The organism is Flavobacterium sp. RSB2_4_14 (assembly GCF_051547085.1).
Taxonomy (GTDB): Bacteria; Bacteroidota; Bacteroidia; order Flavobacteriales; family Flavobacteriaceae; genus Flavobacterium.
The window spans coordinates 61,905-75,545 of the sequence record NZ_JBPTTL010000009.1; the positions used below are offsets into that span (position 1 = coordinate 61,905).

The 13,641-nt window shown below is 31.1% G+C and carries 13 protein-coding genes; 6 read left to right on the forward strand and 7 right to left on the reverse strand.

Annotated features, from left to right (window positions below; genetic code table 11):
- Positions 1–150: 150 nt before the first annotated feature.
- Positions 151–834: a cell division ATP-binding protein FtsE gene (locus ACSVH2_RS13215; protein ID WP_438093653.1), complete on the forward strand. Its 684-nt coding sequence runs from the start codon at positions 151–153 to the stop codon at positions 832–834.
- Here ACSVH2_RS13215 and ACSVH2_RS13220 read toward each other — a convergent pair.
- On the reverse strand, positions 803–1,999 hold the full coding sequence (locus ACSVH2_RS13220; protein WP_438093654.1) for a hypothetical protein: 1,197 nt from the start codon (positions 1,997–1,999) through the stop codon (positions 803–805). The two genes, ACSVH2_RS13215 and ACSVH2_RS13220, sit on opposite strands and share 32 nt — an antisense overlap.
- Positions 2,000–2,061: 62 nt before the next feature.
- Positions 2,062–2,880 carry a 2OG-Fe(II) oxygenase gene (locus ACSVH2_RS13225; protein WP_438093655.1) on the reverse strand — a complete coding sequence of 273 codons (819 nt, stop codon included), beginning with the start codon at positions 2,878–2,880 and terminating at the stop codon, positions 2,062–2,064.
- 65 nt (positions 2,881–2,945) lie between these two features.
- On the opposite strand from ACSVH2_RS13225, the gene ACSVH2_RS13230 reads away from it, so the two are divergent.
- Positions 2,946–3,842 (forward strand): glycosyltransferase family 2 protein, encoded by an 897-nt coding sequence (locus tag ACSVH2_RS13230; protein ID WP_438093656.1) that lies wholly within the window; start codon positions 2,946–2,948, stop codon positions 3,840–3,842.
- The gene (locus tag ACSVH2_RS13235; protein ID WP_438093657.1) at positions 3,842–4,768 is read left to right on the forward strand and encodes a glycosyltransferase family 2 protein; all 927 of its coding nucleotides are present in this window, start codon (positions 3,842–3,844) and stop codon (positions 4,766–4,768) included. The genes ACSVH2_RS13230 and ACSVH2_RS13235 overlap by 1 nt, the downstream gene beginning before the upstream one ends.
- On the opposite strand, the gene ACSVH2_RS13240 is transcribed toward ACSVH2_RS13235, so the two are convergent.
- Together ACSVH2_RS13240 and ACSVH2_RS13245 are read right to left on the reverse strand one after the other, a co-directional pair.
- Complete coding sequence (locus ACSVH2_RS13240) at positions 4,745–5,182, reverse strand: sugar 3,4-ketoisomerase (protein ID WP_438093658.1); 438 nt, start codon at positions 5,180–5,182, stop codon at positions 4,745–4,747. The genes ACSVH2_RS13235 and ACSVH2_RS13240 overlap by 24 nt on opposite strands.
- Positions 5,155–6,240: a glycosyltransferase gene (locus tag ACSVH2_RS13245; protein ID WP_438093659.1), complete on the reverse strand. Its 1,086-nt coding sequence runs from the start codon at positions 6,238–6,240 to the stop codon at positions 5,155–5,157. Before ACSVH2_RS13245 ends, ACSVH2_RS13240 begins: the two co-directional genes overlap by 28 nt.
- Before the next feature lie 134 nt (positions 6,241–6,374).
- Here ACSVH2_RS13245 and ACSVH2_RS13250 point away from each other — a divergent pair, with 134 nt between their 5' ends.
- On the forward strand, positions 6,375–7,514 hold the full coding sequence (locus ACSVH2_RS13250) for a glycosyltransferase (protein ID WP_438093660.1): 1,140 nt from the start codon (positions 6,375–6,377) through the stop codon (positions 7,512–7,514).
- On the opposite strand, the gene ACSVH2_RS13255 is transcribed toward ACSVH2_RS13250, so the two are convergent.
- The 3 genes from ACSVH2_RS13255 to ACSVH2_RS13265 are packed head-to-tail and all read right to left on the reverse strand — an operon-like array spanning position 7,511 to position 10,869.
- Complete coding sequence (locus ACSVH2_RS13255) at positions 7,511–8,782, reverse strand: O-antigen translocase (RefSeq protein ID WP_438093661.1); 1,272 nt, start codon at positions 8,780–8,782, stop codon at positions 7,511–7,513. The two genes, ACSVH2_RS13250 and ACSVH2_RS13255, sit on opposite strands and share 4 nt — an antisense overlap.
- On the reverse strand, positions 8,783–9,895 hold the full coding sequence (locus ACSVH2_RS13260) for a DegT/DnrJ/EryC1/StrS family aminotransferase (protein ID WP_438093662.1): 1,113 nt from the start codon (positions 9,893–9,895) through the stop codon (positions 8,783–8,785).
- The gene (locus ACSVH2_RS13265) at positions 9,892–10,869 is read right to left on the reverse strand and encodes a GNAT family N-acetyltransferase (protein ID WP_438093663.1); all 978 of its coding nucleotides are present in this window, start codon (positions 10,867–10,869) and stop codon (positions 9,892–9,894) included. Before ACSVH2_RS13265 ends, ACSVH2_RS13260 begins: the two co-directional genes overlap by 4 nt.
- Before the next feature lie 174 nt (positions 10,870–11,043).
- On the opposite strand from ACSVH2_RS13265, the gene ACSVH2_RS13270 reads away from it, so the two are divergent.
- Together ACSVH2_RS13270 and ACSVH2_RS13275 are read left to right on the forward strand one after the other, a co-directional pair.
- Positions 11,044–12,777 carry a gliding motility-associated C-terminal domain-containing protein gene (locus tag ACSVH2_RS13270; protein ID WP_438093664.1) on the forward strand — a complete coding sequence of 578 codons (1,734 nt, stop codon included), beginning with the start codon at positions 11,044–11,046 and terminating at the stop codon, positions 12,775–12,777.
- A 46-nt stretch (positions 12,778–12,823) separates the two neighbouring features.
- Complete coding sequence (locus ACSVH2_RS13275; RefSeq protein WP_438093701.1) at positions 12,824–13,612, forward strand: TrmH family RNA methyltransferase; 789 nt, start codon at positions 12,824–12,826, stop codon at positions 13,610–13,612.
- Positions 13,613–13,641: the final 29 nt, after the last annotated feature.

Sequence of the window (13,641 nt, forward strand, 5' to 3'; positions counted from 1 at the left end):
ACCCAAAAATAGTACGCTACAGTCTATAACGTAAAAACGTCCTTATTTATTATAAACATTGTTGTAAACAATTTGAATTTTAGATTTAGGAATTAGGATTTGGGAATTAGAATTTATATTTATTACTTTTACCCAATAAACAACATACTCATGTCAGCTACTGTTTTATCTCTAAAAAATGTTACGATTTATCAAGAAAATAGAGTGATTTTATCACAAGTAAATCTTGAAGTAAAAGAAGGCGAATTTCTATATATCATTGGTAAAACTGGAACCGGAAAAAGTAGTTTTATGAAAACGCTGTACGGTGATTTGCCATTAACTGAAGGTTTAGGAACGGTTGTTGGATATGATTTAGTGAATTTAAAAGAAGACGATATTCCATTTTTGAGAAGAAAAATTGGAATTGTTTTTCAAGATTTTCAATTATTACCCGATAGAAGTGTAAATGAAAACATGTTGTTTGTACTGAAAGCAACTGGTTGGACAGACCAACAAGCTATGCAAGATAAAATTGATGATGTTTTAGAAAGAGTTGGATTAAAAGGAATTGCTAACAAAATGCCTCACCAACTTTCGGGTGGAGAACAACAAAGAGTGGCTATTGCTAGAGCTTTATTGAATGATCCAGAATTAATCCTTGCCGATGAACCAACGGGAAATCTTGACCCACAAACCAGTGTTGAAGTATTAGGTGTTTTGAAAAAAATCAATGAAAACGGCAAAACAGTAATCATGGCAACTCACGATTATGCTTTGTTGATGAAATTCCCGTCAAAAACATTGAAATGTGAAGACAGCACTATTTTTGAAGTAGTTCAGAAGTCGGTTTAAAATAGTTCTTTGTGCTTAAAAATTTTGCTAAAAGCAAAAACATAAAAGGAAACGTAACGAGGTGAAATCTATCGCCTTGACCGCACGATATTCCGGATAAAATCATAATGTAAGCAACAAAAAAGGCAACAAAAAAGTATGCGTTTTCTTTTTTAAATCCTTTGAATAAAAAGAAAACTGATAGCACTAATCCAAGTAAAGTAAATAGTCTGTTTTGCCATTTGGTGATGTCGAAAACAAATGCTTTCCAAAACGAAAAATCAACTTTATTGTCATAATTTTTTAAATCTTCAATACACGAATTACCCGATTTTGAGTTTTCTGCGACATCCGAAAAATAAGCTTTAACTAGATTTGGGAAATTAGTTTTGATTTGATGTTTAAAGTCTTCTAAAGCAACTCTTTTTTGTTCTGTAAAATCTAAACTAAACAAATATTCTGCTCTTGGATTATTCAACTGACTATATTCTTTGCCATTTTTAAAACATTCCGCTTTACTACATAAATAATTGTGATAGGTAACGCCGTCAATGTAACTAATGGTAAAATCACCATATTGAACACGCATACCAACCACTTGAATTAATATCATTAACAGACTTCCGTAAAGAAAAATCATGCTTTTTGACTTGTAATTTCTGAAAATTTCTTTGATAAAAAATAAAGTGATAATTATGGCTAAAAACTTGGCACCAGGTTTTATCAACATACTTGACAATAGCAACGACAATGACAATGACAAGTACCAAAATGTATTTGATTTATAATATTGGAATAAAAAATAGAACGCCAACATGATAAAAAAGACAAAAATGTTTTCGGTCAGCAAATGAAAGTTCAAAATAATATTTCCTAAAATAAAAAAAGGAAGAATGGCAAATACAAAGGCTAATTTTTCTTTAACAAATTGCTTTAAAATTTCTAATAAAAGTATAGAAGTACCAAGCCAACAAAAGATATTTACAAACAAACTCCATTGAAAAATCCCCGTATCCGAACTTCCAAACAAATAAGGAATTCCTGTAATGAAAGCCATTAGCATCGGGCGATAATAATGTCCTGTGAATTTGTGATACATTTTTTGAGCCGACTCAAGATAGTTATCACAATCAGGATAAATCAACGTTTGTTTGTCTAATTGAAGAAGAAAATTAAGGATTTCCAAACAAAATAAACCTACGAGAATAATGAATAAATGATATCGATATTTCCTAAAAAAAGTGCTCACTATTTATCTTTCTTGTAAACATGCGGATTTTCCTTGATGCCTTTTCTGAAAACTTTTCTCAAGGACATTCGTAAAAAAGTATCAACTCTCAACACTAAATCAACTATTTTATTTTCGGGTCTTCCTCTAAACGAAGTGACGTGAAATCTATCAGAATCCAACAAAGGAGAAAGCGAAAAATAATAATTGGAAACACATCGTCTGTAACCTTCAAAAACAACTGGAGAAACTGAATGCAACGAACTATTATGTGTTTCCATAATAGCCAATCTATTGAATTTACTGTGAATAGTGATTTGTTTTTCTTTCAAACCATTAGGCCAAAGTTCCAAATTACCACCATATTCTTCTTTCCAATCAGGAGTTACATAATAGAGTAAGTTCAAAACACGCCACAAATTGCGGTCTTTATCATGCGAATTGTCCAAATGTGGATTTAAGAATTGCTTGTTTCCCATCATGGAAATACCGCCAGCATAAAGGTTTTCATCGGGAATTGGGTTTTTGATGTCGCAAATTTCACCCACTACTTCCACTACTCTTTTATCCTGAAAAGCATATATAATTTCTTCTAACAAAGGATTATACAAATTCATTTGAGCGGCAACATATTTATCTTCGCGAATGCTTTTCTTTAAAACCATTTCGTTAGGTTGTGGAAAAGCTTGTGTAATTTTATGAGCAATTTCTTCAGGCAAAAGATCATCTACAAAAAAATAGCCAATACTTGAATCAGAATTTTGAAATTGAACTTTCAGAGATTCTTTATGGGTATTAAGTTTCTCAAAAATGAGATTTGCTAAATCAATTCGGTTCATAATGTTATAATTGCCAAAAAATATATTTTCTTTGTAAAGGTATTATTTAATTCCATTTTTTCTAAATGATTTCAATTCTAATTCCAACCTACAACTATAACACTTTGCCATTGGTTAAAGCGTTGCACAATCAAATCGTTTTGGAAAACATCGATTTTGAAATTATTGTAGCCGATGATGCTTCGCCAATAAACGAAAATACAGAAGTAAATAATAAGATTAACGAACTCACCAACTGTCGATTTGAGCGAAATGAAACCAATCTTGGTCGTGGACAAAACAGAAATTCATTGGTTACCAAAGCCAAGTATGACTGGATATTGTTGATGGATTGTGACATGTATCCAAAAAGTAAAAATTTCATTAAATTGTACTTGCAAAGCATTAATAACAATAAAGAAAAAGCATTTTTTGGAGGTATCATTTACTATGATGAAAAACCAAAAGATGATGAAGTATTACGATGGTATTTTGGCAAACATCGTGAAGAAATTCCACTTATAAAAAGATTTAAAAAACCTTATCATTACACGTTAATCTCTAATATTTTAATCCGAAAAGAATTATTGGTTTCACATCCATTTGACAGTGAAATTTACAATTATGGATATGAAGATATTGTATTTATTTTGGGTTTAAAAAATCATAACATTCCGATACATCATATCGAAAATCCTGCTTTTCATTTGAACTTAGAAAAATCGGCCATTTTTCTGGAGAAATTTCACAGTTCGCTACAAAATTTAAAACAGCTTTTAGACCGAAAAATTATTGTTAAAGAAGATACTGCTTTGACCAAAATATATGGCAAAATAGAAAATTTAAACTTAGTGAAATTTGCCGCTTTTCTTTTCGGTTTAGTCAAAAAAAGGTTTACCAAAAATTTACTTTCCAAAAATCCCTCTATTTTTATTTTTGACTTGTACCGATTGGGCTATTTTTGTCAATTAAACTCGCGCTGATGCCTAAATTTTCTATAGTCATACCCGTTTATAACAAAGAAAAATTTGTTGTCAAAACAATAGAAAGTGTTTTGAGCCAAACGCATACTGACTATGAAATTATTATTGTAAACGATGGTTCAACTGATAACAGCGAAGCCCTAATTCAAACTTTTCAAGACGATAGAATTAACTATTTTTTCAAGAAAAATGAAGGTGTGGCTGTCGCCCGAAACTTTGGAATTGATAAAGCCAAAGGCGATTACATTTGCTTTCTTGATGCTGATGATTATTGGTTTCCCACGTTTTTAGAAACAATGAATCAATACATTCTTAAACTTCCCGAACAAAAAGTTTTTGCTTGCGCCATTGAAATTGAAACCAAACATAAATCCTTTGCTGCTCACTATTCTATCGAAAAAAAATCAGATTATGAAGTGTTGGATTTCTTTGATGCGAGCCAAAAAGAATGTGTGCTTTGGACCTCAAGTGTTGCCATTCACAAAAGTGTTTTTGAGAAAGTGGGCAATTTCGACACCAACATAAAAAAAGGAGAAGATACCGAACTATGGATTAGAATTGGACTACAATTTCCTGTAGTTTTTATTTGGAAAGTATTGGCCAAATACGTTTATGATGAAGAAAGTGTTTCTAGAAATTGGAATTATTATTTTGACTACTATACTTTCGAAAAATATGCTTTGGAAGAAAAACAAAATCCAAAATTGAAACAATACCTAGATTTAAACCGGTTTTCGGCAGTTATAAAATGCAACCTTAGTGGCGATTTGAAAACAGCAACAGAAATTTATGCAGCAATTGATTTGAGAAATCTATCTAAAAATAAAAGAATTTTGCTCCAATTACCGCCAATCGTATTGAAATTGTTATTGCAATTGCAATTGCAATTGACCAACTTAGGTTTAGGAAATTCCGTTTTTAGATAGTAAAAAAGCATCATACTCTCGGATATAATCTTCTTCTTCAAAAACTTCGGAAGCAAAAACCAAACAAACAGAACCTGAAGAAAAATTTTCCAATTCACGCCAAATACCATTCGGAATTAACAATCCTTGATTGGGCTTGTTTAAAATAACTGTCTTTTTCTCATTACCATCATTTAAAACCACATTAAAACTGCCACTCAACGCTACCAAAAATTCTTGTTGCACTTTATGCGAATGTCCACCACGTCTTGCACCACTCGGAATATCGTATAAATAATACACACGCTTCATTTCAAACGGAATGGCATTTCCTTCAATCACAGAGAGATTGCCTCGCGTGTCGTGGACTTTAGTAATTTCTACACAAATGGCGTCGTGAATTGTTGTCATTGTTCTTCTAGTAATTGTTTCCATTGTTGTGCAATGTTTTCCAAAGATAAATGTTCTACGCTTTTCTTGGCATTATTTTTACACCTTTGATATAAATTTTCATCTGTTGCCATTGTGTTCATTGCTTCAGCCAATGCTTTTGGATTGTGATTTTCGACCAATAATCCGTTATAGTTATTTATGATAATTTCCCTTGGACCAGTTTCACAATCTACTGCTATTACTGGCGTTCCAGCTGCTAAAGATTCTACTAAAGACATTGGAAATCCTTCAAAACGACTAGTCAAAACAACACATCTTGCTTGCTGAATATAGGGCAAAATATTTTTCTGAAATGGTATAATATGAACAAAATCAGTTAGGTTTTTACTGTTGATAGTATTTAATAGTAGCTCTTTGTCTGAACCTTCACCTAGGATAAGCAAGTAAATATTTTTCTCTTGTAGTTTTGAAATTTCGTATGCTTTAATCAGCAAAGATAAATTCTTAATTTTATCCTCTAATCTTCCGAAGAAAAGGAAGTAATTATCAGGAATTCCAATAGGTTTTTCAAATTGAATTTCAGGAAATACCACCGGATTATAGATGGTTTTGGTATTAGCAAAACCATAGTTGGCTTTTACTTTTTCTTCAATTTCTTTGGAAACAAAAACCAATTTTGCCGCATTTCCATATAGATATTTTGCCCAAAAAATAGACTTTGGCAAATACATTTCCAAATTGGAACTATGAATCATGAAATAGGTTTTTCTGTTGCCATAAATCCATTTAGTGAAAATTTCTCTGGATAAAATTGGTCGGGAACGAATATCAATTATAGTTTCAATACTGTTCTTTTTTAAATAATTAGAAATATAAAATCCTTTTTTACTTCCTCTAAAAAGGAAATTTTCATTCTCAAATAGTTTACCGAGATTAATTAATTTTCCTTTGTATTCATAATCTACAATATCCATAATAATAATATGATGGACTTCATAACCCAAACTAGTGAGCATCAAACCTAACAAACTAGCAAACCGTTCTGCTCCACCAAGACCAAGTGATGCGGAAACTATTGCTATTGCATTGTTGTTTTTCATTTCTTACTTATATTGCAGAGATATTTGTCAAAACGGTATAAATTTTCTCTGTAAATATAGATTGAAAAATTTAAATGGAGTTTACTTCTGATTTTTGACAACCACTTTTTTTTACAGAAGAAATATAGCAGGAAATGAAGATTTTACTCCTTGGAGAATACAGTAGGTTGCATAATTCTTTGAAAGAAGGATTGCAAAAACTAGGACATGATGTTACTATTCTTGGTTTTAAAGATGGTTTCAAAGATTTTACGGTAGATTTTCCTTTGGAGAAAAAATGGAATTCTGGACTACTCAAGAAATTAAAAATTGTTGTTTTACGACTTACAGGCTTTGATATTTCTTCCTATTTGACTTACCAACAATTTAAAAAAAATCAAAAGATTTTTAAAGATTTTGATGTTGTTCAACTCATTAATGAAAACAGTTTTTTTTGTGATTTTCATTATGAGAAAAAGATATTAAGATTTCTCTTTAAACATAACAAAAAAATATTTTTACTATCAGCTGGCGATGATTATCCTTATGTAAATTATAATTTTAATCATCCTGAAAATCCATCAATAGTACAACCTTATTTGGCTGGGAAAATTGAAGACAAAAACTTCTCTAATGTTTTAAAATTTAGAACTAATTCCTTTGAAAAACTACACCATTTTATTTATGCAACTATTCAAGGTGTAATTGCAACCGATTTAGATTATCACATTCCGTTACAAAATCATCCCAAGTATTTAGGATTAATTCCAAGTCCGATGAACCTTGATTTATTTCCAAAAACAGAAATGGAAATCAAGGATAAAATTATAATTTTCCATGGTATCAACAGAGAAAGTTATTTCAAAAAAGGCAATGATTTTTTTGAAAAAGCATTGGATATTATCAAGGAAAAATATCCTGACAAAGTGGCAATTATAGTAACTGAAAATGTTCCCTATAAAGACTATATTAAAAGTTACAATCAAGCGCATATTGTATTAGACCAATTATATGGTCACGATCAAGGAAGCAATGGATTAGAAGCCATGGCAAAAGGAAAAGTAGTTTTTACTAATGCAAGTGAGCTATTTGAAAAGCATTATAATGTAACAGAAAAAGTAGCCATTAATGGTTTACCTGATGTGGATTATTTAGTCGAACAATTATCGTTTTTAATCGAAAATCCTAATGAAATAATTGCCATTGGTAAACGCGCTCGATTGTTTATTGAAAAAGAACATGATTATGTTAAAATTGCTGAGAAGTATTTAGAGGTTTGGCAGTCAGCATACTAAAAAACGCTCTTTCTAAAATAGAATAACAAGGTTAGAAAGTAAACAAAATAAGTTATTGTATGCGCGATAACCACACCTTCAATACCAAAAACAGAGATAAAATAAGTACTAGAAACCCAAAGCACAGTCAAGGAAAACAACTCTGTCATAATAAAAGCTTTTGTCATTTTTTTGGCAAAAAACTGATATCCTAAAATAAGAGACATCGCTTTAAAAGCATCTCCTATTAATTGCCAAAAAAACAACAATGAAACAGGTTGGAATGATTTAGCGAAGAGTATAGGTATTAAAAAATCTCTTATCGAAAATAAAACAATCAACCCAAAAAGAAAGATTGGAAATATCCCTTTAAAATAGGACCAAAATATTTTTTTTGTTTCTTCTACTTCAACTGCTTTGGCTAATTTAGGTAAGAAGTAAACAGTGAGAATTGTTGATAAAAAGAGAAAATAATAAGATGAGATTCGCAACATCGCTTCCCAATATCCAGCATTGTCATAACCCAATTTCAGTATAATGTTATTTCTAATTAGAAGATAAACTAAAGGTCCTAAAACTGCAGAAACCACTGCCATTAATGAATATTCAGATAGATTTTTAATTATAGTAAAATCAAAATAATTTAAAGAAATATTTAAAAAATAAAGTTTAGAATTGACAAAAAACAAGGTAATGAAAAACAAAATTGCAGGAGCAATTATTACAGATAACAAAGCGCCAAACTCATGATAGTAATAAATTAAAGAAACAGACAAAAGCAACCCTATAATATTACCATAAATATTGATTCTGATTACTTTCCTGAATTCCCCATAACCATTTAAAACAGCAACCAAAACCATTGAAGCAATGTACCAAGGTAAACACAAGGCAAAAACTTTGAAAACGGACTGATATTGAAAACCTAGACCAAATATTTTATCATTCAAATAATCAGAGGTCAAAAAGATAATCGCAGAAAGGAGCAACACAACAAAAACAATAGAAACAGTAACCGTTCCTAAAAAAGATTTCAGTTTCTCTTTATCATGTTCATAATCGGCTACATATTTTATAATTCCATTTTGAAAGCCCAATGTTCCGATACTTTCAATGGAGGTAATAAAATTTCTTAAGTTTCCAACCAATGCCATTCCTGATGGTCCGACAAAAACAGAAATTACTTTTGATGTTATAAACCCAATAGCAATTTTAATTAAAACACTAATGCCATTCAAAGACATAACTTTGAACAACTCCTTTTTCAGTATCTCGTTAATAAAGCCCAACTAATACTGATTTAAAATTTGAATAACATAATCTACTTCATCATTTGTCATTACAGCACTTATGGGCAAACTCAATACTTCTTGGTGTATTTTTTCGGTAATTGGAAATGAAACTGTATTCCATCCCGAAGTTTCGGGAGAAAAAGCTTTTTGCTTGTGAGGCGGAATGGGATAATGAATCAGCGTTTCAATGTTGCTTTGTTTCAAATATTCTTGTAATTCGTCTCGATTTGCTGTTCGAATGACAAATAAATGAAAAACATGATTATGAGTTTGGTTCCAAAAAGGCAAAGTAATTTTATCGTTTTTTATTTCATTTATATAACGCTTAGCAATGTTTCGTCGTAATTCATTTTCGTTGTCTAAATGGGGTAATTTTATATTCAAAAAAGCAGCTTGCAGCTCATCCAATCTTGAATTTACGCCAATATATTCGTTATAATATTTTTGTTCCGAACCATAATTACGAATGGCAAAAAGTACTTTTGCGAGTTCATCATCATTGGTAGTAATCGCACCAGCATCGCCAAGCGCACCCAAATTTTTACCAGGATAAAAACTATATGCTGCGCACGATTTCTGATTGTTGATAACTGAATTTTGATTTTTGATTGCTCCATGACTTTGGGCTGCATCTTCAATTACCAATAAATTATATTGGGTTGCAATTGTATTAATTTCATCCATTTCAGCTAATTGTCCGTACAAATGAACGGCTAAAATTGCTTTGGTTTTTGGTGTTAGTTTTGCAGGAATTAAATCGGGGTTTATGTTATAGGTTTCTAATCTTGGTTCTACCAAAACAGGTACTAAATCGGCTTGAAGAATAGCCAAAATACTAGCAATATAAGTATTAGCAGGTACAATGACCTCATCGCCTTTTTGGAGTTTTCCGAGTTGAATATACCCTTTAAAAATTAAAACCAAAGCATCTAAACCATTTCCAACACCAATGCAATGTTTGGTTCCACAATAGTTAGCAAAGTTGTTTTCAAATGCTTTAACTTCATCTCCCAAAATAAACCAACCTTTATCAAGCACTTGTTGCATTTTCTGATGAAATGCAGCTTGATAAGGTAAATTGATTTTATGTAAATCGAGGAATTTTATCATATCAAAACATTTTCTAATAATTCATAATTTTTTGTTTCCACTTCATAAAAATCTTGAACTACTGATTTTGCTCCAAAACTTTCTTTCCAAAAATTGATAGAAGCCACAATATTTTGTCCATAATTTTCATGTGAAGGTCCAAAATCAAAATAATTTTTCCCTTTTGAAAAAGTATTTATCAGAAAATCATATAAAAAATCCAAACTTCCCAATTCATTATTGTTTTCATTTCCTGAAATATATTGTGGTTTCACAACTTTATCGGTAATGAAAACAGTAGTTCCACAAACTAATTCATTCTCGTGATACACATTAAAATGACGAATATTATCTGGAAATCTTTTTTGCAAAAGCGAAATTTCGGCAGCGGTATGAACAGGAACTGCGTTGTATTTTTCTTTTAAATTTGGAATAAGCAATTGATTCCAAAAAACTTCAAAATTTGTTTCTTCTTTAATGATTAAATTATTCTTTTTGCCTCTATTAATACATTCTCGTCGTGACTTGGAAATAGCAACATCTTGCTTTAAAGAAATGACAGAAACGGCATGTTTCATTAGCAATTGCGACTTACAAATGTGTGACAGATAATTTACTTCATCTGAAAAAACATTACAATAAATACTTGGTATTTCTTTCAATGACAATTTTACAATATTGTTTTCAAATAGAAATTTCAAAACCGATTTATAGACTTCAATAGTGGAAGATAATTTTGCCTTTTTATCCAAAACCAATCCACCATAAGTCAACCCTTGATGAGAGTAAACAACATTATTAACCTTATTCGCTGAAAGCACCGCCACTAATTTTTCATCTTCAAAAACCAGCAAAGAATAATCCTGAAATCTATCGGCATGATATTCCATAAAATGACGGTGAAAAAGAAAAGTAGCATTTTTGGCAGTGCTTATAAAAGCATTCCAAAGTTCAAAATGTTCCGAAGAATAGCGTCTGACAGTATAGTTTTTCACAAGTTTGGTTTAGACATGGGAAAATTAAACATTTATTTTCTAAAAACATTACTTGCAAGGTAATTTAGAATTTCAATATAATTGTTTATTTTTATAGCTATCAAATTTTGAATTGCTTTGAGATTAAAACGAAAATTATATTTTTTTATTGCTTTTTGGCTCAACATATATTGTGTGAGTGGCCAAGATATTAGTATTTTTCAGCAATTCAATGGCCGATTTGATTTCAAATTTATTGGCAACACGATGAATAGTGCCGAAAATAATACAATAGCTAGCTTAGTGACTGGTACTTCCTCTTCGGCAACATTAACATTAAATCCGTCTGATGTAATTGAAAAAGCCTATTTGTATTGGGCAGGAAGTGGTGATGGTGATTTTGAAGTCAATTTAAATGATGATGTCATTACACCAGAAAGAACTTTCAGTTTTAGTAGAACTTTTAATGATGTTGAATTCACCTATTTCAGCGCTTTCAAAGATATTACTACTATCATCCAAAATACTGGTAGTGGAAATTATACATTATCTAATTTAGATATTTCTGCCTTCGAAGTATTACACTATTCTCGCAGAACCAATTTTGCAGGTTGGGCTATCTTAATTATTTATAAAAATGACGCATTGCCTTTGAACCAAATTAATGTTTACGATGGTTTAGAAGGTGTTCCTGATGATTTATCCATAACGCTTGATGTTTTAAATGTAATTGATAACAACAATTCAAAAGTTGGATTTTTAGCTTGGGAAGGCGACTCTGGTTTAGCCACCGAAGAATTTAGTTTTAACGGTGTGCTATTAAGTAACTCACTTAATCCATCAAACAACGTTTTCAATGGAACAAACTCATTTACTGGAAGTAATACGCTTTACAACATGGATTTGGATGTTTACAATATTGACGATATTATACAAATTGGAGATACATCAGCAGAAATTGCGCTCACTTCTTTTCAAGATTTTGTGATGATAAACACGGTTGTAATCAAACTTAATAGTCAATTGCCCGATGCGACAGTGGCAATAAATTCTGTTGAACAACAATGTGATTCACGTCTAATCAAGTTAAACTATAGCGTGTCTAATATAAATGCAACCAATCTACTTTCATCAGGTACACCTATTTCAATTTATATAAACGATGTTTTTGTTGCTTATGATGAAACTACACTTCCTTTGCAAATTGGCGAAACTGAAAATTTGCAAACCTCTTTTATTGTTCCAGATGAATTTTCTCAAGAATTTACGCTCAAAATTGTAGTTGATGATACAGGTAATGGAACAGGAATTGTCGCCGAATTAGTGGAAAACAACAACACCTTTTCTACAATTGTGACTTTGTGGGTTTCACCTACTTTCAATACTTTGGAAACTTTAATATCCTGTAACGAAGGTTTTACAAAAGGAACATTTGATTTTTCTAGCTATGAAGAATTAGTAAAAACAAATCCAAACGATACCGTTCATTTTTATGAGAATTTTGAAAATGCCAATGCCGCAATCAATCCTATTTTGATAACTTCAAATTATATTGCGACAACAACCCCAAAAGAAATTTTTGTTAGAGTTGCTAATGAAAATTGTTTTAGTATCACTTCATTTTTGTTAACTACAAGAAATTGTCCACCAACAGTTTATAATTATATCTCTGCTAATAACGACTCTCTAAATGACACATTGATTATTGATGGATTATATAATATTTTTCTAAATTTTAAATTAGAAATATTCAATCGTTGGGGACGATTAGTCTGGACTGGAAATCAAAATACCGAAAGTTGGAATGGGTATATAAAAAATGGAATTGGGAATGAAAATGCACCCGATGGTACTTATTTTTACATACTTTTTTTGAATGATACCGATTATCCAAAACCAATAACTGGATTTTTGTATTTAGTAAACTAACAGAAACTCCAAAAACTCAATATCTTTGGTGCTTTGAAATGCTATGATGAAACAAATAACTTCTGCTCAAAATCCTTACATAAAATCGTTAGTTCAGCTTCAAGAAAAAGCCAAAGTTCGAAAACAATCAGGTACTTTTTTGATTGAAGGTATGCGCGAAATTGAGTTAGCCATCAAAGGAAACTATGAAATTGAAACGATACTTTTTCTCCCAGAATTAGTAACCGAAAAACAAATTAACAAATTCACTACAAATCCAATTGACCAAATCGAAATCTCCAAAGAAGTTTATCAAAAACTAGCGTATCGTGATACCACAGAAGGAATTTTAGCCGTTGCCAAAACCAAATCTCTTACCTTATCAGATTTAAAACTACCTGAAAATCCCTTGATAATGGTAATGGAAGCCATCGAAAAACCTGGAAATATAGGTGCAATGCTTCGCACTTGTGATGCTGCCAATATTGATGCCGTAATTATTGCTAATCCAAAAACCGATTTGTACAATCCCAATATTGTTCGCTCTAGTGTAGGTTGTTTATTTACCAATCAAATTGCTACTGCTTCTACAGAAGAAACAATTGATTTTTTACTCAACAATAACATCAATTTTTATAGTGCAACGTTACAAAATTCTACTTCCTATCACAAGCAAGATTATACAAGACCCACAGCATTAGTCGTTGGAACAGAAGCTACTGGTTTATCAAAACTTTGGCGAGAAAAAGCGACACAAAACATTATCATTCCCATGCAAGGCGAAATTGACAGCATGAATGTGTCGGTTGCAGCTGCTATTTTGATTTTTGAAGCCAAGAGACAAAGAGGATTTTGATTTTATATTTTCAAATTCACTTTTCATAT